Here is a 17,910-nt window from a genome sequence, read left to right as displayed (position 1 = left end):
GTGGCCAAGCTGTTCTTCGTCGAACTGGGCAACCGCGGTGGCCTGGAACGCATCGTGTCTTTCATCGGCGTCGGCGTCCTGTTGCTGGTCGTCGGCTACTTCGCGCCCCTGCCGCCCAGGCGCGCGGAACCTGAACAGGAGCGGGTCAACGCATGATCGGACTCTCTAGCCTGCGCCGCCCAGGCCTGGCCCTGCTGGCCGGCCTGGGATTGCTCTGCCAGCCACTACTCGCCGCCGAGCAGCCGGACGACTTCACCACCCGCGTTGAGTTGCGTCTTGATGGCGAAGGACCTTGGTATCGCATGGACCTGCCCATGGCCCTGCACTTCGCCGCGCGCCATGCGGACCTGCGCGATCTGCGGGTGTTCAACGCCGAAGGCGAGGCTCTGGCCTATGCCCTGACCCGCAGCAGCTCCAGCGAGCAACGCGCCCGCCATGAACATGCGTTGCGCCGGTTCCCTCTGCGCGGTCCGGCCGAAGGGGCAGGTCTGCCCAGTGTGCGGGTCGAGCGCAGCACCACCGGCACCGTGGTGCAGGTGGTGCCGGACGGCCCGGCTTCGGCGGGTGAGCACTTGCGTGGCTGGCTGCTGGACGCCAGCGGCGTGCAGGCGCCCCTGGAAAAACTGATTCTGGACTGGAACGCCGGCGGCGAGGGTTTCCAGCGTTTCAGCATCGAGGCCAGCGATGACTTGCAGCATTGGGAGTCCTGGGGGGATAGCCAGGTGGCCAGGCTGGCCTTCGCTGAGCAGCGCATCGACCAGCGAGAAGTGTCCCTGCCCGGACGTTCGGCGCGCTATCTGCGGCTGATCTGGCAGAGCCCACAGCAGGCACCTGAGTTGACGGCCGTGACCGTGGTGAGCGCCAGCCGGCAGAGCCTGCCGGCGACCATGGCCTGGTCTGCGCCGCTGGAGCCGATCAGCAACAAAGATGGCCAATATGTCTGGGACTTGCCGCTGGGGCTGCCCATCGAGCGTCTGCGTATTGCCGTGGAACGACCTGGCAGCTTGTTGCCGGTGCAGGTGGAGGCCCGTCGCGACGGTGCACCGCAATGGCAGCCGTTGACGTCCGGCCTGCTCTACCGACTGCCCCAGGACGGCAAGGAGGTGGCCCGGGAGGAGCTGGATCTGCCGGGATGGATGTCGGTCAAGCAACTGCGCCTGACGGTGGACCCGCGCGCCGGTGGTTTCGGCCAGCAGGTGCCGCGCCTGGAGGTGGGGATGCACGCGACCCAGGTGGTGTTCCTCGCCCGAGGCAACCCGCCGTTCGTGTTGGCCCTGGGCAATCTCGAAGCGAGCCGCACGGAACTGCCCCTGGCCACGCTGGTGCCGGGTTTCGACAGTTCCAGCCTGGCGAAGATGGGGCAGGCCGACGCGGTGGCACTGCCGCCGCAAACTGGCGTGCATCCGACGGAGCGGCAGACCGCAGGGCAGATCGTCTGGAAGCGTGTCGGGCTCTGGGCGGTGTTGCTGCTGGGTGTTGGCCTGTTGGGCGCCATGGCCTTCAGCCTGTTGCGACGGCCAACTGCGCGATCCTGAGTATCGACGGAAGACCCTACGGCGATAGTGGCTTTTTGATGTATCTTTGTTCCGTATTTCCTGGGGAGGCAACCTGCCGTCCCAATGTCAGGTCAGGACGGCCAGTGCTCAGCCTTCAGCAGTTCTCTCCAGATTTCGCTTCGCCGCTTGCCGCGCTCCCCGGAGCCTGGCGATGAACGCCTGCCTGGTCAGTGAGTGGAGCCTCAGCGGACCGGTAGCGTTAACTCTTGTACTCGGTTTGGGGGTCATGCTCATGGCGCGCTGGGTCAGCCGCCAACGCCATTTTCCCGGCCTCGAAAGCTTTATCGTCCTGCACTTCGGGATTTGCTGGTGGCTGGCCGCCGCAGGTCTGGAACTGGCCGCGCAGGGCCCGCAGTGCAAGGTGTTCTGGGCCAGCATGGCGTGGCCCGGCATCATTGGCGTGCCGACTTTTTGGGCCGTCTTCCTCTGGCAGTACGTCAACAGCATCCGTGAACCTTTGAGCCTGCGCGGTTTCCTGCTGCTGGGCATCGGCCCGTTGGTGGCTTCCGGCTTGGCTCTGAGCAACCCCTGGCACCAGCTGTTCTACGGACCCGGCACCCTGCCGGTGGACGACTCACCCGGCGCGGCGATTCGCTATGACCACGGCCCGTTGTTCGATGCCGTGGCCATCTACGTCTATGTCTTCATGGTTTTCTGCCTGGCGGTGGTGACCCGGGCGGCCCTGGCCAGCCACGGACTCCATCGACGCCATTATCTGGCCTTCGTGCTGGTTACCTGCGTGCCTTGGGGCGCCAACCTGAGCTATGTGGTCTACGGTTGGACGCTGTTCGGCTTTGACCCCACGCCCTTCAGCTTCGCCTTCACCCTGGTGGCTTTTGCCTGCCTGATTCTCGGCGTGCGCCTGTTCGATATGTTGCCGGTGGCGCGTCACCTGCTGCTGGAAGAACTGCCAGACCCGGTGCTGGTGGTCGACCCCAGGCGTCGGGTGATCGACGCCAATCCCGCCGCCCTGGCGCTGGCGGGGCAGCCAGCGGCCTGGCAGGGCATGGTGCTGGCCAAGTGGCCGGTGTATGGCGTGGAGCTGGAGGCAATGCTGACGGCGGGAGAGCGGGAAATGTTGCTGGTCCCGGCCAGTTCCTCGCGTTATTTCGAGGTGCGCTCCCGCGATATCGAGCGGGTTACCCGGGGTGGTACCTTCATCCTCGGGCAGATGCTCTACCTGCGCGACATCACCGAGCGCCATTGCAGCGAACTCAAGCTGGCCGAGGCGCTCGCCACCAGCGAGGAGCGCCTGCGTACCATCACGCGCCTGCACGAACAATTGCAGGAGCAGGCCCTGCGCGACCCGCTGACAGGCCTCTACAACCGGCGCCACCTGGGCGAGCTGTTCGCCCGCGAGCTGGCCCGCAGCCAGCGCGAACGTACGCCCATCGCCCTGGCGCTGATCGACCTCGACCATTTCAAGCAGCTCAACGACCGCCACGGCCACCTGGTCGGCGACGACGTGTTACGTGCGGTGGCCATCCACCTGACCGGCAACCTGCGTGGCAGTGATGCGGTGTTCCGTATTGGTGGTGAGGAGTTCCTGTTGTTGCTGCCCGGTGCCACGGGCGACGAGGCTTTCGCCCGGCTGCAGGTGCTCTGCCAGGCGCTGGCCGGCCAGCCGCTGCCTACCCGCGAGGGGCCGCTGTCGGTGACCCTGTCCGCCGGGCTGGCGGTCTGGCCAGTCCAGGGGCAGACGCTGGAAGAGCTGATGCAGGTGGCTGATGCCGCCCTCTACGAGGCCAAGCGCAGCGGCCGCAACCAAGTGCGGAGGATGGCGGCGCCTGCTGCAGGCTGACCGCGGAACCCGTCGCAATCCTTGTCGTCAGATGAATCCATAGCCCTTGCGGGCTGCCGCCGCAGGCCGTTTCAGCACCTTCCATCCCGCTGAGAGGCATTGCGAATCGAGTCGCGCTAAACTGCGCGCATTTTTCCACCCTCCGGAGCCATTCCATGTCCCGCGTTACCCTGAGTCGCTACCTGATCGAGCAGACCAGAAGCCACAACACCCCTGCCGATCTGCGCTTCCTCATCGAGGTTGTCGCGCGCGCCTGTAAGGAAATCAGCCATGCGGTGTCCAAGGGCGCGCTGGGCGGCGTGCTCGGCAGCATGGGCACCGAGAACGTGCAGGGCGAGGTGCAGAAGAAGCTGGACGTGATGTCCAACGAGATTCTGCTGGAGGCCAATGAGTGGGGCGGCCACCTGGCCGGCATGGCCTCCGAGGAAATGGACAACGCCTACCAGATCCCCGGCAAATATCCGAAGGGTGCCTACCTGCTGGTGTTCGACCCGCTGGACGGCTCCTCCAACATCGACGTCAACGTGTCGGTGGGCACCATCTTCTCGGTACTGCGTTGCCCCGACCAGCACCTCTCGCAGAACGACAGCCTCAACGAGCAGGCGTTCCTCCAGCCGGGTTCCCAGCAGGTCGCCGCCGGTTACGCCATCTACGGCCCGCAGACCATGCTGATGCTGACCCTGGGCGATGGTGTGAAAGGCTTCACCCTGGACCGCGAACTGGGTTCCTTCGTGCTCACCCACGACAACATCCGCGTACCGGAAACCACCGCCGAGTTTGCCATCAACATGTCCAATGAGCGTCACTGGGAAGAGCCGGTGAAGCGCTACGTCGGCGAGATGCTGGCCGGCAAGGAAGGCCCGCTGAGCAAGAACTACAACATGCGCTGGATCGCCTCCATGGTGGCCGATGTGCACCGCATCCTCACTCGCGGCGGCATCTTCATGTACCCCTGGGACGCCCGTGAGCCGGAGAAGCCCGGCAAGCTGCGCCTGATGTACGAGGCCAATCCGATGTCCTTCATCATCGAGCAGGCCGGCGGCGCCTCCACTGACGGCCGTCAGCGCATCCTCGAGATCCAGCCGACGTCCCTGCACCAGCGCGTGCCGGTCTTCCTCGGTTCCAAGGAAGAAGTCGCCCGCGTCACCGGTTACCACCAGGAGTAACCCGTGCAGCCCTGGCAGCCGTTGCTCGACTGGTGGTTCGGCCCCGAGGCCTCCGCCAGCCAGACCGCCGCGGCGCGCCAGGGGCTCTGGTTCGGCAAGAAAGACCATCAGGATGCCGAAGCCCGCGAGCGCTTCGGCGACCTGGTCGAACAGGCCCTGGCCGGCGAACTTGCCGGCTGGACCGAGCAGCCGGACGGCTGGCTGGCGCTGGTGCTCCTGCTGGACCAGTTGCCGCGCATGATCTTGCGCAACAGCCCGCGCGGCTTCGCCGGCGACGCGCGCGCCCAGGCGCTGGTGGCCGACGGCCTGGCCCGTGGCCTGGAACGGCATCTGGCGCCGATCCGTCAGGTGTTCATCTATCTGGTGCTGGAACACGCCGAAGACCTGGCCAGCCAGGAGCGCGCCCTCTATCGCTATCGCCTTTTGCTCGACGGCGCTGACCCTGCGGACAGATCACTGTTCGAAGGCTTCCTCGATTTCTCCGAGCGCCACCGGGTGGTCATCGCCCGCTTTGGTCGCTTCCCCCATCGCAACGCCGTCCTCGGGCGCCCATCCAGCGCTGAAGAATCCGCTTTCCTGCTGGAACCCGGCTCACGCTTCTAGGCTCAAATGGGGCAGTCTCGCGACCGCTGTGCCAAGCTTGTCGCGTCCCATCCGCCAAGGAGTGCTTCATGTCTCTGCGTACCCTCGCTCTTTTGTCCTGCTGCCTGGTGCTGGCCGCCTGCAACAAGCTCAACCAGGAAAACTATTCCAAGCTCAAGTCCGGCATGACCAAGGCCGAGGTCGAGATGCTGCTCGGCAGCCCGACCGAGTGCTCCGGTGCCGTGGGCCTGACCAGCTGCACCTGGGGTGACGAGAAGGCCTTCGTCAGCGTGCAGTACGCCGGTGACAAGGTGCTGATGTTCTCCGGCAAGGGGCTCAAGTGATGCGAACCGGCGTGGTGCTGGCGGTCCTGCTGATGGCCGGCTGCGCCAGTCATCACGAGACGCCGCCAGCACCGCGCACGGTGGCGGCGGTGGACCTGGAACGCTACCAGGGCACCTGGTATGAACTGGCGCGGTTGCCGATGTTCTTCCAGCGCGGCTGCGCCCAGTCCGAGGCGCACTACAGCCTGCAGGGCGACCGCCGCCTGGGCGTACTGAACCGCTGCCGCACTCTGGACGGTGATTGGAAGGAAGCGCGCGGCAACGCCGTGCCCCAGGTGGAAGGACGTACCGACAAGCTGTGGGTGCGCTTCGATAACTGGTTCTCGCGGCTCTTTCCGGACGTTGCCAAGGGCGACTACTGGGTGCTGTACCTGGACGACGACTACCGCACCGCCGTGGTGGGCAATCCCGATCGCAGGTACCTCTGGCTGCTGTCGCGAACGCCGGTGGTATCGGAGAAGACTCGCGAGCAGTTGCTGGAAGTGGTGGAAGAGCAGGGCTATGACACCGACCTGCTGATCTGGCGCACGCCGGACAGTGCCCTCTCCCCCAGCCCCTCTCCCTGAAGAGGAGAGGGGTGAGGACGGTTCGGGCTAGCGCAAGACGTCCCGCAATACCCCGGCAAAGGCCTTGGCCGTTTCCGCTTCTGCCGCATGTCGGCCCTCGCGCACGACCCAGTTCCCCGCCACCATCACATCACGCACCTGCCGATCGCCGCCGGCGAACAGCCAGCGGTTGAGCAGGGCGTCACCGTCGGCGGTGGCGAGATAGGGGTCATCGCCGTCGAGCACGATCCAGTCGGCACGCTTGCCGACTTCCAGTGCGCCTACAGGCTGACCAAGGGCCTGGGCGCCACCGGCCAGTGCGGCATCGAAGAGGGTGCGGCCGACCTGGGGCTGGTCGGCGCGATAGAGGCGGTTGCGGCGCTGGTCACGCAGGCGCTGGCCGTACTCCAGCCAACGCAGTTCTTCCACCACGCTCACCGAAACGTGGCTGTCCGAGCCTATGCCCAGGCGCCCGCCCCGGGCGAGGAAGTCCACTGCCGGGAAGATGCCGTCGCCCAGGTTGGCTTCGGTGGTCAGGCAGAGGCCGGCCACCGCGCCGCTTGTGGCCATGGCCGCCACTTCGTCGGCCTCGGCGTGGGTGGCATGCACCAGGCACCAGCGTTCGTCCACCGGCGCATGCTCGTACAGCCATTGCAGTGGACGACGGCCACTCCAGGCCAGGCAGTCATCCACTTCCTTCTGCTGCTCGGCGATGTGGATATGAATGGGGCGAGCGCCCTGTTCCGCCGCCAGCACTGCGCTCAGTTGCTCGGGCGTGACCGCGCGCAGGGAGTGGAAGCACAGCCCCAGTTGTTGATTGGGTTGGCGGGCGATTTCTCCGCGCAGGCGCTCCTGCAGGGCCAGGTAGCTGTCGGTGCTGTGGATAAAGCGTCGTTGCCCGTCGTTGGGTGACTGACCACCGAAGCCGGCGTGGCTGTAGAGCACTGGAAGCAGGGTCAGGCCGATGCCGGCGTCGCGAGCGGCCTGGCTGACCCGCAGGGACAGCTCGGCGGGGTCGGCATAGCGGCGGCCGTCAGCGTCATGGTGAACGTAGTGGAATTCGGCGACGCCGGTGTAGCCGGCCTTGAGCATCTCGATGTAGAGCTGACGGGCGATGACCTCCACCTGCTCCGGGTCGAGGCGGCCCACCAGCCGGTACATCAGGTCGCGCCAGGTCCAGAAGCTGTCGTTGGGGTTGCCCGCGACTTCGGCAAGCCCGGCCATGGCGCGCTGGAAGGCGTGGGAGTGCAGGTTCGGCATGCCCGCCAGCACGGGGCCCTGGAGGCGCTCGGCACCTTCTGCGCTGGCATCGGTCAGGACCTGCTCGATCAGGCCGTTGATGGATACTTCGAAGCGGACGTTGCGAGCCCAGCCTTGCGGCAAGAGGGCGCGTTCGGCGAAGAATGCGGACATGGTGAGGGGCCCCGGCATGGGTGGTTTTATTTGTATATACATATACAGACGTTTGCGGGTAACGTAAACTCACGTCAGTCGCGCACTTGTCTGGAGTTGTCGATTCCGGTACATGCCGGAAGCGGGCACCCAGTTCCGGCCTCAGCCTGTTTTCCTTCCAGGGTCCTGCCTCTTCGCCGACAAGGAGATTCCCGTGCCCAGTTCACCCGCCGCACCGTCTTCGCTGGCCGCCCAGATCGGGGAAGCTCCTGCACCCCTCTATGCCCGCGTCAAACAGATGATCAGCCAGCAGATCCAGAGCGGAGCCTGGCCACCGCACTACCGCGTGCCGTCCGAGAGCGAACTGGTCAACGAGCTGGGCTTCAGCCGTATGACCATCAACCGCGCGCTGCGCGAGTTGACCGCCGAAGGGCTGCTGGTGCGCATGCAGGGCGTGGGCACTTTCGTCGCCGAGCCCAAGGGCCAGTCGGCCCTGTTCGAAGTGCACAACATCGCCGAAGAGATCGCCGCACGCGGCCATCGCCACCATTGCGTGGTGGTCAGCCTGGTGGATGAAGTGGCCGGGCCCGAGCGTGCGATGGCACTGGACCTGCGCGAAGGCCAGCGGGTGTTCCACTCGCGCATCGTGCATTTCGAGAACGACGTGCCGGTGCAGATCGAGGACCGCTTCGTGAACCCCGCCGTCGCCCCTGATTACCTGAAGCAGGACTTCACCCACCTTACGCCCTACGCCTATCTGTCCCAGGTGGCACCGCTAACCGAAGGCGAGCATGTGGTCGAAGCCATCCTGGCCGACGCGGAGGAGTGCAAGTTGCTGCAGATCGAGCGGGGCGAGCCCTGCCTGCTGATTCGCCGGCGCACCTGGTCCGGGCGCAATACTGTGACCAGCGCGCGCCTGCTCTACCCCGGTTCCCGCTACCGCCTCGAAGGACGTTTCGGTTCATGACCCAATCCCGCCTGCTGCGCGCCGCCGACTACCCCCGCATGCCGTGGAAGAATGGCGCCGGTTCCACCCTGGAAATCGCTCGCGACGCAGGCGACGGCCTCGACGGCTTCGGCTGGCGACTGTCCATCGCTGATGTCGGCGAATCCGGCGGTTTCTCCGCCTTTACCGGCTACCAGCGGGTGATCACTGTGCTGGAGGGCAGCGGCATGCGCCTGGAGGTGGATGGCCAGCCTTCCCGCGACCTCAAAGCTCTGGACGCCTTCGCCTTCGATGGCGGCAGTGCCGTGCAATGCGAGCTGATCGATGGTCCCATCCGCGACTTCAACCTCATCTATTCGCCCAAGCGCTACGCCGCGCGCCTGCAATGGCTGCGGGTTGACGGCGAGCTCAAACTGTTCAGCACCGCCAGCACCCTGCTGCTGTTTGCTGCCGAAGCCGGGGTGAGCATGAGCGTCGACGGCCAGCGCTCCGAGGTGCTGGGCCAGCATGACTGTCTGCACCTGGAAAGCTCCGGTGTCCTGGCCGAGCTGAGGCTGGAAGCCGCCGACGCAGCCTGCTGCCTGATCGAGCTGACGCCGCGCTGAGCAGTGCGGGGCGATTCCCTTGTAGGGGCGAATTCATTCGCCAAGGGCAGCGCAGCTGCCCCTTTCTGCCCCTGAGGGGCAGACCTTCGGCCTGCTTGGCGAATTAATTCGCCCCTACAGGTTCCAGCCCGCCCCGCAACCCGGCAGGCAGGATGGCGCTACAGGGTCTACACCTAACCCTGTCGCCCGCCACGCCTACCGGAGCCGTCCATGCCCCGCCACAGCGTTCTCGTTGCCATCGTCCTGTCCCTGGTCCTGCCGGCTTCGGTCGAGGCCGCCGAGTGCCCCTATCCGAAGCCGGTGGTGCTGGCTGGCCTGAACTGGGAAAGCGGCATGTTCACCACCGAAGTGCTGCGGGTGCTGCTAGAGAAGGGTTACGGCTGCCAGACCGACGTGCTGCCCGGTAACACCCTGACCATGGAAAACGCCTTGCGGCAGAACGACATTCAGGTCATTGCCGAGCAGTGGGCTGGCCGCAGCGAGTTGTGGCGCAAGGCGGAGGCAGCCGGCGAAGTCTTTGCCGTTGGCGAGCCGGTGAAGGGCGCTACCGAGGGCTGGTGGGTGCCGGACTACCTGGTCAAGGGCGAAGGCGCGCCCGCCGCGGGGCTGCGCTCGGTGAGCGACCTGCCGCGCTTCAAGGCGCTGTTCAAGGACCCCGAGGACCGCAAGAAGGGGCGCTTCTACAACTGCCCCACCGGCTGGACCTGCGAAGGCGTCAACAGTCAGAAGCTCAAGGCTTACGGACTGGAAGACAGCTACGTGAACTTCCGCACGGGTACCGGCCCGGCGCTGGATGCGGCCATTACCTCGGCCATCCGCCAACGCCAGCCGATCCTCTTCTATTACTGGTCGCCGACGCCGCTGATGGGGCGTTACCCGTTGGTGCAGCTGGAGGAGCCGCCCTTCGACCAGAAGGCCTGGGAAACCCTGATCGACCCGAAGCACCCCAAGCCCATCGGTACCCGTTCGCTACCGGCGAAGCTCTCTATCGGCGTCTCCCGCGACCTGCATGACAAGGCGCCGGCGCTGGTGCAAGTGTTCGAAAAGGTGGAAATCCCGCTGCCGTTGTTCAACGGCATCCTGGCGCGCATGGCCGAGGAGCGCGCCGAGTCCGGTCCGATGGCCGACGCCTTCTTTCGCCAGCATAGGGACATCTGGTCGAGCTGGGTGCCGGCGGAAGTCGCCCAACGCGTAGACGCTTCCTTGAAGTGACTGTTACCTAAGGCCCCAATCTGGGGCTTGAGTGCTTCGAAATCGGGCACTTTCCATTCTGGTAACAGATTGCGGCGTCGGGTCTGCTGGCGCCGCATGGCTTCGCGATTCTCTCTATCCCCCGTAGCTGGAGGCTTTTCCGTGGATTCACCTCCGCGGCAAAGGAGTTGGCCCTTTGCTTGCTTATGCTTGTATGTACAAGTAGAGATGTGTTCAGACATTCAGCCCGACCTCTATCGCCAACGGAGAAAAAAGATGCCCGAAGAGCTATCGCCAACCCTCGCCTCCTCCCGCGGACATGCACTGGCCCGGTTGCTGGGCTATAGCCTGATCGGGCTGGTCCTGTTCTTCGTGCCGTTCGAGATCGCCGGCCGTTCGACCATCCTGCTGGACCACGCCGCCACAGCGCTGCAGACGCATGCGCGGCCCCTGGTGATCGGTCTTGCGCTGCTGTTCATGCTGTTTGGCGCCGTCGAGCCCTGGTACAGCGGCAGTTGGCGCAACGGTACGACGCGACTCGTGTTCAGCGTGCTGAAGGTGATTGGCCTGCTGATCGGCGTGGCCTACCTGTTCCAGTTCGGTCCGGCAGCCATCTATCAGCCCGGGATGCTGCCCTTCCTGTTCGACAAGCTGGTGCTCAGCCTGGCCCTGATCGTGCCATTGGGTGCGTTGTCGCTGGTGTTTCTGATCGGCTTCGGCCTGCTGGAGCTGATCGGTGTGCTGATGCAGCCGGTGATGCGGCCGATCTGGCGCACGCCGGGCAAATCGGCGATCGATGCCGTCGCTTCCTTCGTTGGCAGCTATTCAGTCGGCCTGCTGATCACCGACCGCATGTACCAGCAGGGCCACTACAACGTGCGTGAGGCGGCCATCATCGCCACCGGCTTCTCCACGGTTTCCGCGCCCTTCATGGTGATCATCGCCAAGACCCTGGGCCTGATGGGTCAATGGAACCTGTATTTCTGGGGGGCCATGGCCGTGACCTTCGCCGTAACTGCCGTCAGCGCGCGCATCTATCCGCTTTCCCGCTTGCCGTCCGAACCCATTCCCGAGCCGCAGCTGCAGCCTGGTATGGGCCGCCTGCGCAGTGCCTGGCAGGCCGGCATAGAGCAGGCGAGCGTCGCGCCACCCCTTGCGGTCTCGCTCCGGGAAACCTTCGTCGATGGCTTGCGCATGACCGCCGCGATCCTGCCGAGCATCCTTGCCGTCGGCCTGCTGGGCCTGCTGGCGGCCAAATACACCCCGCTGTTCGACGCCGTCGGTGCCCTGCTTTACCCGGTCACCTGGCTGTTCGGCCTGAACGAGCCGATGGAAGTGGCCCGAGCGATTTCTGCCGGCCTGGCCGAAATGTTCCTGCCCGCCATGCTGCTGAAAGATGCCGACGTCGTGGTCAAGTTCGTCGCCGCCATCGTTTCGGTCAGCAGCGTGCTGTTTCTCTCTGCTTCGATTCCCTGCGTGCTCGCCACGCGGATTCCGCTGAGCCTGCGCGACCTGCTGATGGTCTGGCTGCAGCGCACCATTCTCAGCCTGGTGTTCAGCATCCCGCTGGCTTACCTGGCGCAATTCATGGGCTGGCTCTGATCGCCGCCCCCGCTACTACCCTTTTAATGAGGAGTCTGCCATGACCAAATTCCGTGACACCGAAATCCGCGCCCCGCGTGGCACCCAATTGAACGCCAAGAGCTGGCTGACCGAAGCGCCGCTGCGCATGCTGATGAACAACCTCGACCCCGAGGTGGCGGAGAATCCGAAGGAACTGGTGGTCTACGGCGGCATCGGTCGCGCTGCGCGCAACTGGGAGTGCTACGACAAGATCGTCGAGACCCTGAAAGAGCTGAATGAAGACGAGACCCTGCTGGTGCAATCCGGCAAGCCGGTCGGCGTGTTCAAGACCCACGCCAACGCCCCGCGCGTGCTGATCGCCAACTCCAACCTGGTGCCCCACTGGGCCACCTGGGAACACTTCAATGAGCTGGATGCCAAGGGCCTGGCCATGTACGGCCAGATGACCGCCGGCAGCTGGATCTACATCGGCAGCCAGGGCATCGTCCAGGGCACCTATGAAACCTTCGTCGAGGCGGGTCGTCAGCACTACAACGGCAACCTCTCCGGGCGCTGGGTACTCACCGCCGGCCTGGGCGGCATGGGCGGCGCCCAGCCCCTGGCGGCGACCCTGGCCGGCGCCTGCTCGCTGAACATCGAATGCCAGCAGACCAGCATCGACTTCCGTCTGCGCAGCCGCTACGTCGACGAGCAGGCATCGGACCTGGACGACGCCCTGGCGCGCATCGCCAAGTACACCGCCGAAGGCAAGGCGATCTCCATCGCCCTGCTGGGCAACGCCGCCGAGATCCTGCCGGAACTGGTCCGTCGCGGCGTACGCCCGGACATGGTCACCGACCAGACCAGCGCCCACGACCCGCTCAATGGTTACTTGCCGATCGGCTGGAGCTGGGAGCAGTACCGCGACCGCGCGAAGAGCGACCCGACTGCAGTGGTCAAGGCTGCCAAGCAGTCCATGGCCGTCCACGTACAAGCCATGCTGGACTTCCAGAAGATGGGCGTGCCTACCTTCGACTACGGCAACAACATCCGCCAGATGGCCAAGGAAGAGGGCGTGGCCAACGCCTTCGACTTCCCTGGCTTCGTTCCGGCCTACATCCGTCCGCTGTTCTGCCGTGGTATCGGTCCGTTCCGCTGGGCCGCGCTGTCCGGTGATCCGCAGGACATCTACAAGACCGACGCCAAGGTCAAGGAACTGATTCCGGACGACGCCCACCTGCACCGCTGGCTGGACATGGCCCGCGAGCGCATCAGCTTCCAGGGCCTGCCGGCACGTATCTGCTGGGTTGGCCTGGGGCTGCGCGCCAAGCTCGGCCTGGCCTTCAACGAAATGGTGCGCAGCGGCGAGCTGTCGGCGCCCATCGTCATCGGCCGCGACCACCTGGACTCCGGCTCGGTCTCCAGCCCGAACCGCGAAACCGAAGCCATGGCCGACGGTTCCGACGCCGTCTCCGACTGGCCGCTGCTCAACGCCCTGCTGAACACCGCCAGCGGCGCGACCTGGGTGTCCCTGCACCATGGAGGCGGCGTGGGCATGGGCTTCTCCCAGCATTCGGGCATGGTCATTGTCTGCGACGGTACCGACGAAGCCGCTGCTCGCATCGCTCGCGTACTGACCAACGACCCGGGCACCGGCGTGATGCGCCATGCCGATGCCGGCTACCAGATCGCCATTGATTGCGCCCGCGAGCAGGGCCTGAACCTGCCCATGATCGGCAAAGGAGACTGAGCGTGAACGCGCTGAACCTGAAACCCGGAACCCTGACCCTGGCGCAGCTGCGCCAGGTCTTCCACGCGCCCGTGCACGTGACCCTGGACGCCAGCGCCGGCAAGGCCATCGACGCCAGTGTTGCCTGCGTCGAGAGCATCGTCGCTGAAGGCCGCACCGCCTACGGCATCAACACCGGATTTGGCCTGCTGGCCTCGACCCGCATCGCCCCGGCCGACCTGGAAAAGCTGCAGCGCTCGCTGGTGCTGTCCCACGCCGCCGGTGTTGGCGAACCGCTAGACGATGCCATGGTGCGCCTGATCATGCTGCTCAAGGTGAACAGCCTGGCGCGCGGTTTTTCCGGTATCCGCCGCAAGGTGATCGACGCCCTGGTCGCACTGATCAATGCCGAGGTCTACCCGCACATTCCGCTGAAAGGCTCGGTGGGCGCGTCCGGCGACCTGGCGCCCCTGGCGCACATGTCCCTGATCCTGCTCGGCGAGAGCAAGGCGCGCTACAAAGGCCAATGGCTGCCGGCCACCGAAGCCCTGGCGGTTGCCGGCCTGGAGCCGCTGACCCTGGCCGCCAAGGAGGGCCTGGCCCTACTCAACGGCACCCAGGTGTCCACCGCCTATGCCCTGCGCGGCCTGTTCGAGGCCGAGGACCTGTTCGCGGGCGCCACTGTCTGCGGCGGTCTCAGCGTCGAGGCCATGCTCGGCTCCCGCGCCCCCTTCGATGCGCGCATCCATGCCGCCCGTGGCCAGCGCGGCCAGATCGATGTAGCAGCCGCGTACCGCGATCTGCTCACTGTCAGCAGCGAAATTGCCCGCTCTCACGAGAAGTGCGACAAGGTGCAGGACCCGTACTCCCTGCGCTGCCAGCCGCAGGTCATGGGCGCCTGCCTGACGCAACTGCGCCAGGCCGCCGAGGTGCTGGAGATCGAATCCAACGCGGTTTCCGACAACCCGCTGGTATTCGCCGAAGAGGGTGACGTGATCTCCGGCGGCAACTTCCACGCCGAGCCGGTGGCCATGGCCGCTGACAACCTGGCGCTGGCCATCGCCGAAATCGGCTCGCTGTCCGAGCGTCGCATCTCGCTGATGATGGACATGCACATGTCGCAGTTGCCGCCCTTCCTGGTGGAAAACGGCGGGGTCAACTCCGGCTTCATGATCGCCCAGGTCACCGCAGCCGCCCTGGCCAGCGACAACAAGGCCCTGGCTCACCCGGCCAGCGTCGACAGCCTGCCCACCTCCGCCAACCAGGAAGACCATGTGTCGATGGCGCCGAACGCCGGCAAGCGCCTCTGGGCCATGGCCGAGAACGTGCGCGGCATCCTCGCCATCGAATGGCTGGGCGCCTGCCAGGGCCTGGACTTCCGCGAGGGCCTGAAAAGCTCGCCGAAGCTGGAAGAGGCGCGCGGCCTGCTGCGCGCCGAGGTGGCCTACTACCAGGAAGACCGCTTCTTCGCCCCGGACATCGAAACCGCCAGCAACCTGCTGGCCAGCGGCTGCCTTAACAGCCTGATGCCGGCGAAGCTGCTGCCGAGCTTGTGAGCCTGAAGCAAGGAGCCGGAGGTTGGGACGCATGCGTCCCAACCTGGCTCAGGAGCCTCGCCGCTGCGCGAGCTACCCGGGACGATCACGAGTCGTGGCCGGTTCTTAAAACAACAATTGCCAGTTACTGGCACCGGGAGCCGGTACAACCGGCTCCTGTCGATGAACGAACTGCCTCATTCCATTCCAAGTTTCAGGAGCGTCGGAACATGCAATTCAAGAAGCGAGTGTTGAGTCTGATGTGTGCCGCTGGCCTGCTGGCCGGGGCAGCTTCCGCCCAGGCGGCCGGCTGGTGCGAATCCGGCAAGGCAGTGAAGTTCGCCGGGCTCAACTGGGAGAGCGGCATGCTGCTCACCGACCTCCTGCAGTTCGTGCTGAAGAACGGCTACGGCTGCGAGACCGACAGCCTGCCGGGCAACTCCATCACCATGGAACAGGCCCTGGGCAATAACGATATCCAGGTGTTCGCCGAGGAATGGATTGGCCGTAGCGATGCCTGGAACAAGGCCGCTGCCGCCGGCAAGGTGGTGGGCGTGGGCGCACCGATCGTCGGCGCCACCGAAGGTTGGTACGTGCCGCGCTACGTGATCGAGGGTGACGCCAAGCGTGGCCTCGAACCCAAGGCACCGCAGCTGAAAGCCATCGCCGACCTCGGCCAATACGCCGAACTGTTCCGCGACCCGGAAGAGCCGGGCAAGGGCCGTTTCTATAACTGCCCGGCGGGCTGGACCTGCGAGCTGGATAACAGCGAAATGCTCAAGAGTTACGGCCTGGAACAGAAGTTCACCAACTTCCGTCCCGGCACCGGCCCGGCCCTGGATGCGGCCGTGCTGTCGAGCTATCGCCGTGGCGAGCCTATCCTTTTCTATTACTGGTCGCCGACGCCGCTGATGGGCCAGGCCGACCTGGTGAAGCTGGAAGAGAAGCCCGGTGTGGATAAGAGCGTGACCATCCAGGTCGGACTGTCCAAGACCTTCCATGACGAGGCCCCGGAGCTGGTGGCGGTGCTGACCAAGGTCAACCTGCCGATCGACCTGCTGAACCAGAACCTGGCGAAGATGGCCAAGGAAAAGATGGACTCGGCAGATCTCGCCAAGCTCTTCCTCAAGGAGCACCCAGAGGTCTGGCACACCTGGGTCAGCGAGGATGCGGCGAAGAAGATCGAAGCCGCTCTCTGAGGCCGCTGGGCACTAATGATTCCGGCCTTCTCCCAGGGTGGAGAAGGCCCCCTACATGACCGGAGCGAGCTATGTTCCCCGAACGCTTCACCTTCTCCATCGCTAACTGGGTCAATGGCTGGGTAGACAGTCTGGTGACCAACTACGGCGATGTCTTCCGCCACATCTCCGACACCCTGCTCTGGGCCATCGTCTATCTGGAAGGCATCCTGCGCGCCACGCCCTGGTGGCTGGTATTGGCGATAGTCGCCGGCATCACCTGGCATGCCACCCGACGCATCCTGCCGACGGTGGTGATCACCGGTCTGCTGTTCCTTGTCGGGGCGGTGGGGCTCTGGGACAAACTGATGCAGACCGTGGCGCTGATGCTGGTGGCCACCTTCATCTCGGTGTTGATCGGCATCCCCCTGGGCATCCTTGCGGCCCGCAGCGATCGCCTGCGCGCGGTGCTGATGCCGCTGCTGGACATCATGCAGACCATGCCCAGCTTCGTGTACCTGATCCCGGTGTTGATGCTCTTCGGCCTGGGCAAGGTGCCAGCCATTTTCGCCACTGTGATCTACGCCGCGCCACCGCTTATCCGTCTCACCGATCTCGGCATCCGCCAGGTGGATCATGAGGTGATGGAGGCGGTCAACGCCTTTGGCGCCAACCGCTGGCAGCAGCTGTTCGGCGTGCAGCTGCCGCTGGCCATGCCGAGCATCATGGCCGGTATCAACCAGACCACCATGATGGCCCTGTCGATGGTAGTGATCGCCTCGATGATCGGCGCCCGTGGCCTCGGCGAGGACGTTCTGGTGGGCATCCAGACGCTCAACGTCGGCAAGGGCCTTGAAGCGGGCCTGGCCATCGTCATCCTGGCTGTGGTCTTCGACCGCATCACCCAGGCTTACGGCCGTTCGCGGCACGCAGTCAGCAAATGAGTGGCGAGAACATGAGCAAGATTGTCGTCAAGAACGTATTCAAGATCTTCGGCCAGCGCGCCGAGGAGGCCCTGGCACTGATCCAGCAAGGCAAGAGCAAAGCCGATGTGCTGGAAAACACCGGCTGCGTGGTCGGGGTCAACGACCTGTCGTTGTCCATCGGCGCGGGCGAGATCTTCGTGATCATGGGCCTGTCCGGCTCCGGCAAATCCACCCTGGTGCGCCACTTCAACCGCCTGATCGACCCCACCAGCGGGCAGATCCTGGTCGATGACGAGGACATCCTGCGCTACGACATGGAGCAGTTGCGCGAATTCCGCCGCAAGAAGATCAGCATGGTGTTCCAGAGCTTCGGCCTGCTGCCGCACAAGTCGGTGATCGACAACGTCGCCTACGGCCTCAAGGTGCGCGGCGAGACCAAGGAATACTGCCTGGAGCGCGCCCAGCACTGGATTACCACCGTGGGCCTGAAAGGCTACGAGAAGTCCTACCCGCACCAGCTTTCCGGGGGCATGCGCCAACGTGTCGGCCTGGCCCGTGCATTGGCCTCCGACACCGACATCATCCTCATGGACGAAGCCTTCAGCGCCCTCGACCCGCTGATCCGCGCCGACATGCAGGAACAACTGCTGGAACTGCAGAAGACCCTGCAGAAGACCATTGTCTTCATTACCCATGACCTGGACGAAGCTGTGCGCATCGGCAATCGCATCGCCATCCTCAAGGACGGCCAGCTGATTCAGGTCGGTACGCCGCGTGAAATCCTCCACCAGCCCGCGGACGATTACGTCGACCGCTTTGTCCAGCGCCGCGTGGCCAATCTGTAAGGAACA

General features: G+C 65.2%; 17 protein-coding genes. 16 read left to right on the top strand and 1 reads right to left on the bottom strand.

Translation table 11 applies throughout. The annotated features are described in order from the left end of the window. The 7 genes from AAHM40_RS27190 to AAHM40_RS05235 form a co-directional block, all read left to right on the top strand. On the top strand, positions 1-156 hold a 156-nt coding region (locus AAHM40_RS27190; protein WP_446731538.1), incomplete at its 5' end, for a DUF2339 domain-containing protein. Then, positions 153-1,535 carry a DUF3999 domain-containing protein gene (locus tag AAHM40_RS05260; protein ID WP_342243722.1) on the top strand — a complete coding sequence of 461 codons (1,383 nt, stop codon included), beginning with the start codon at positions 153-155 and terminating at the stop codon, positions 1,533-1,535. The genes AAHM40_RS27190 and AAHM40_RS05260, both read left to right, overlap by 4 nt. 172 nt (positions 1,536-1,707) lie before the next feature. Continuing rightward, a complete protein-coding gene (locus AAHM40_RS05255; protein ID WP_342243721.1) occupies positions 1,708-3,357 on the top strand; it encodes a histidine kinase N-terminal 7TM domain-containing diguanylate cyclase in 1,650 nt (549 codons plus the stop codon). A 155-nt stretch (positions 3,358-3,512) separates the two neighbouring features. After that, the gene (locus AAHM40_RS05250) at positions 3,513-4,523 is read left to right on the top strand and encodes a class 1 fructose-bisphosphatase (RefSeq protein ID WP_028629849.1); all 1,011 of its coding nucleotides are present in this window, start codon (positions 3,513-3,515) and stop codon (positions 4,521-4,523) included. A 3-nt stretch (positions 4,524-4,526) separates the two neighbouring features. Continuing rightward, on the top strand, positions 4,527-5,126 hold the full coding sequence (locus tag AAHM40_RS05245) for a DUF924 family protein (protein ID WP_342243720.1): 600 nt from the start codon (positions 4,527-4,529) through the stop codon (positions 5,124-5,126). A gap of 68 nt (positions 5,127-5,194) precedes the next feature. After that, positions 5,195-5,449 carry an outer membrane protein assembly factor BamE domain-containing protein gene (gene bamE, locus AAHM40_RS05240; RefSeq protein WP_028629847.1) on the top strand — a complete coding sequence of 85 codons (255 nt, stop codon included), beginning with the start codon at positions 5,195-5,197 and terminating at the stop codon, positions 5,447-5,449. Beyond that, positions 5,449-6,015 carry a lipocalin family protein gene (locus tag AAHM40_RS05235; protein ID WP_342243719.1) on the top strand — a complete coding sequence of 189 codons (567 nt, stop codon included), beginning with the start codon at positions 5,449-5,451 and terminating at the stop codon, positions 6,013-6,015. The genes bamE and AAHM40_RS05235 overlap by 1 nt, the downstream gene beginning before the upstream one ends. Positions 6,016-6,042: 27 nt before the next feature. Here AAHM40_RS05235 and AAHM40_RS05230 read toward each other — a convergent pair whose 3' ends face one another. Beyond that, on the bottom strand, positions 6,043-7,407 hold the full coding sequence (locus AAHM40_RS05230) for a formimidoylglutamate deiminase (protein WP_342243718.1): 1,365 nt from the start codon (positions 7,405-7,407) through the stop codon (positions 6,043-6,045). 193 nt (positions 7,408-7,600) lie between these two features. Between AAHM40_RS05230 and hutC the strand changes: the two genes are divergently transcribed. From hutC to AAHM40_RS05185, 9 genes are all read left to right on the top strand, one after another. Then, the gene (gene hutC / locus AAHM40_RS05225) at positions 7,601-8,353 is read left to right on the top strand and encodes a histidine utilization repressor (protein WP_342243717.1); all 753 of its coding nucleotides are present in this window, start codon (positions 7,601-7,603) and stop codon (positions 8,351-8,353) included. Beyond that, complete coding sequence (locus tag AAHM40_RS05220) at positions 8,350-8,937, top strand: HutD/Ves family protein (protein WP_342243716.1); 588 nt, start codon at positions 8,350-8,352, stop codon at positions 8,935-8,937. Before hutC ends, AAHM40_RS05220 begins: the two co-directional genes overlap by 4 nt. A gap of 210 nt (positions 8,938-9,147) precedes the next feature. Continuing rightward, positions 9,148-10,149, top strand: coding sequence for an ABC transporter substrate-binding protein (locus AAHM40_RS05215; protein ID WP_342243715.1), 1,002 nt, complete (start codon positions 9,148-9,150; stop codon positions 10,147-10,149). 255 nt (positions 10,150-10,404) lie between these two features. Next, the gene (locus AAHM40_RS05210) at positions 10,405-11,730 is read left to right on the top strand and encodes a YjiH family protein (RefSeq protein WP_342243714.1); all 1,326 of its coding nucleotides are present in this window, start codon (positions 10,405-10,407) and stop codon (positions 11,728-11,730) included. 40 nt (positions 11,731-11,770) lie between these two features. After that, a complete protein-coding gene (gene hutU, locus AAHM40_RS05205; protein WP_342243713.1) occupies positions 11,771-13,441 on the top strand; it encodes a urocanate hydratase in 1,671 nt (556 codons plus the stop codon). A gap of 2 nt (positions 13,442-13,443) precedes the next feature. Next, positions 13,444-14,976 (top strand): histidine ammonia-lyase, encoded by a 1,533-nt coding sequence (gene hutH, locus AAHM40_RS05200; RefSeq protein WP_342243712.1) that lies wholly within the window; start codon positions 13,444-13,446, stop codon positions 14,974-14,976. A 209-nt stretch (positions 14,977-15,185) separates the two neighbouring features. Then, positions 15,186-16,154 (top strand): ABC transporter substrate-binding protein, encoded by a 969-nt coding sequence (locus AAHM40_RS05195; RefSeq protein WP_342243711.1) that lies wholly within the window; start codon positions 15,186-15,188, stop codon positions 16,152-16,154. A 71-nt stretch (positions 16,155-16,225) separates the two neighbouring features. Next, complete coding sequence (locus AAHM40_RS05190; RefSeq protein ID WP_342243710.1) at positions 16,226-17,077, top strand: ABC transporter permease; 852 nt, start codon at positions 16,226-16,228, stop codon at positions 17,075-17,077. Next, positions 17,074-17,904 (top strand): quaternary amine ABC transporter ATP-binding protein, encoded by an 831-nt coding sequence (locus AAHM40_RS05185; protein ID WP_342243709.1) that lies wholly within the window; start codon positions 17,074-17,076, stop codon positions 17,902-17,904. Before AAHM40_RS05190 ends, AAHM40_RS05185 begins: the two co-directional genes overlap by 4 nt. The last annotated feature ends 6 nt before the right edge of the window (positions 17,905-17,910 follow it).

Origin of the sequence: Pseudomonas sp. OTU5201 (genome assembly GCF_038440135.1) — a bacterium.
In the GTDB taxonomy this organism is placed as follows: Bacteria; Pseudomonadota; Gammaproteobacteria; order Pseudomonadales; family Pseudomonadaceae; genus Metapseudomonas; species Metapseudomonas resinovorans.
The sequence above is the reverse complement of the archived record's forward strand: the minus strand, read 5'-3'. Positions and strand labels throughout refer to the sequence as shown.

Bases quoted from the DNA above. Each gene is read 5' to 3' on its own strand.
- AAHM40_RS05260 (WP_342243722.1), top strand. From the start codon at position 153: ATGATCGGACTCTCTAGCCTGCGCCGCCCAGGCCTGGCCCTGCTGGCC.
- AAHM40_RS05255 (WP_342243721.1), top strand. From the start codon at position 1,708: ATGAACGCCTGCCTGGTCAGTGAGTGGAGCCTCAGCGGACCGGTAGCG.
- AAHM40_RS05250 (WP_028629849.1), top strand. From the start codon at position 3,513: ATGTCCCGCGTTACCCTGAGTCGCTACCTGATCGAGCAGACCAGAAGC.
- bamE (WP_028629847.1), top strand. From the start codon at position 5,195: ATGTCTCTGCGTACCCTCGCTCTTTTGTCCTGCTGCCTGGTGCTGGCC.
- AAHM40_RS05235 (WP_342243719.1), top strand. From the start codon at position 5,449: ATGCGAACCGGCGTGGTGCTGGCGGTCCTGCTGATGGCCGGCTGCGCC.
- AAHM40_RS05230 (WP_342243718.1), bottom strand. From the start codon at position 7,407: ATGTCCGCATTCTTCGCCGAACGCGCCCTCTTGCCGCAAGGCTGGGCT.
- AAHM40_RS05220 (WP_342243716.1), top strand. From the start codon at position 8,350: ATGACCCAATCCCGCCTGCTGCGCGCCGCCGACTACCCCCGCATGCCG.
- AAHM40_RS05215 (WP_342243715.1), top strand. From the start codon at position 9,148: ATGCCCCGCCACAGCGTTCTCGTTGCCATCGTCCTGTCCCTGGTCCTG.
- AAHM40_RS05210 (WP_342243714.1), top strand. From the start codon at position 10,405: ATGCCCGAAGAGCTATCGCCAACCCTCGCCTCCTCCCGCGGACATGCA.
- hutU (WP_342243713.1), top strand. From the start codon at position 11,771: ATGACCAAATTCCGTGACACCGAAATCCGCGCCCCGCGTGGCACCCAA.
- AAHM40_RS05195 (WP_342243711.1), top strand. From the start codon at position 15,186: ATGCAATTCAAGAAGCGAGTGTTGAGTCTGATGTGTGCCGCTGGCCTG.
- AAHM40_RS05190 (WP_342243710.1), top strand. From the start codon at position 16,226: ATGTTCCCCGAACGCTTCACCTTCTCCATCGCTAACTGGGTCAATGGC.
- AAHM40_RS05185 (WP_342243709.1), top strand. From the start codon at position 17,074: ATGAGTGGCGAGAACATGAGCAAGATTGTCGTCAAGAACGTATTCAAG.